This window comes from Oceanobacillus caeni, assembly GCF_019037185.1.
GTDB lineage: Bacteria > Bacillota > Bacilli > Bacillales > Amphibacillaceae > Oceanobacillus > Oceanobacillus caeni.
The window spans coordinates 1-1,150 of sequence record NZ_JAHHXM010000079.1 but is presented as its reverse complement, the minus strand read 5'-3'; the positions used below and the strand labels follow the sequence as shown (position 1 = coordinate 1,150).

The 1,150-nt window shown below is 25.1% G+C and carries 1 protein-coding gene; it reads right to left on the bottom strand.

Going from position 1 to position 1,150, the window contains the following annotated elements; genetic code table 11:
- Nucleotides 1-328: 328 nt before the first annotated feature.
- A complete protein-coding gene (locus KM885_RS17745) occupies nt 329-637 on the bottom strand; it encodes a hypothetical protein (RefSeq protein WP_047186626.1) in 309 nt (102 codons plus the stop codon).
- Between the last annotated feature and the right edge of the window lie 513 nt (nt 638-1,150).

Below are 1,150 nucleotides of genomic sequence, written 5' to 3'. Positions count from 1 at the left end.
TGATTCGGACACAACCTTTCGTTAGTTTAATATTAATGACTTAACCAAGTTGTGTCCATAAATCTATACTACATCTATGACTGTTATTTGTAATTTTTTTTATAAATAATATATGCATATGCTCATGTATACTAATTGATAATATTCCACCTAAAAGATAGGTTAACGTGTATAAAATAATGTTAACTTTTATATAAAGTAATAATAATGAAACAATAAAGAAAAGGATAAAGAAATAATTGCACCATTTCATATAAATTAGAACGTACTTAATAACGTCAATAAATGTGATAGCATTAATATTTACTTTTTTATCTACCATAATCTTTTACTTTACATTTTCTCTTTTCTTTTTACTATCCATATAGACCTTAGTTAAAATTAAATAGAAAAACCAAAAAAAGATAATCGTTAAAATAATAGGTGTTAAATTATCGGTATTCACCCCTAAAGTTGTATATAAATCCCAGCCGTCGGCATTTTCCTCGACTTTTACAAATAACGAATTGAAAAATGAGGTTGTATATCCAACTTCATCATGAGTAAACATCAGCTTGATCAAACTAATTACTAAGATTATTACCGTACTTATCACAGCTGACACTAGAGTTCCAATGATAATATTAACTATCTTCATGTAAAAACTCCTCCTTTAGTGTTTTTAATCCCAAACAACTTATGTATATAACGAAAATATATAAAATCATCATTAATATGCTATTGTACAGTTTTGAAAAATTTAGGAACTGTAATATTAATGATATAAATCCTGAAATTATTACGATTATTAAAAATCCAATAAAAGGTGAGAATGGATTGTCCTTTTTTGCCGGGAATAGAATTCCAATCAAAGTTGATAGTATAATTATTAAAAGTAATTGACCAAAAATAATTAGAGTATCATAAAGATTAACGTTACCTTTATTTATAATAAGCCCTAATATCAATATTGGTAATGAAGTTATTAATATGTATAGATACTGACTGATAATTAGATTAATATAATCTTTAATTGCACTATAGTTAAATCTATAGTAATTTATTCTAATTGAATCAGTTTGAGTATAAATATATTAGATGTAGTATAGATTTATGGACACAACTTGGTTAAGTCATTAATATTAAACTAACGAAAGGTTGTGTCCGAATC

Excerpts from the sequence above, each read along its gene's own strand:
- KM885_RS17745 (WP_047186626.1), bottom strand. The coding sequence starts at position 637 with ATGAAGATAGTTAATATTATCATTGGAACTCTAGTGTCAGCTGTGATA.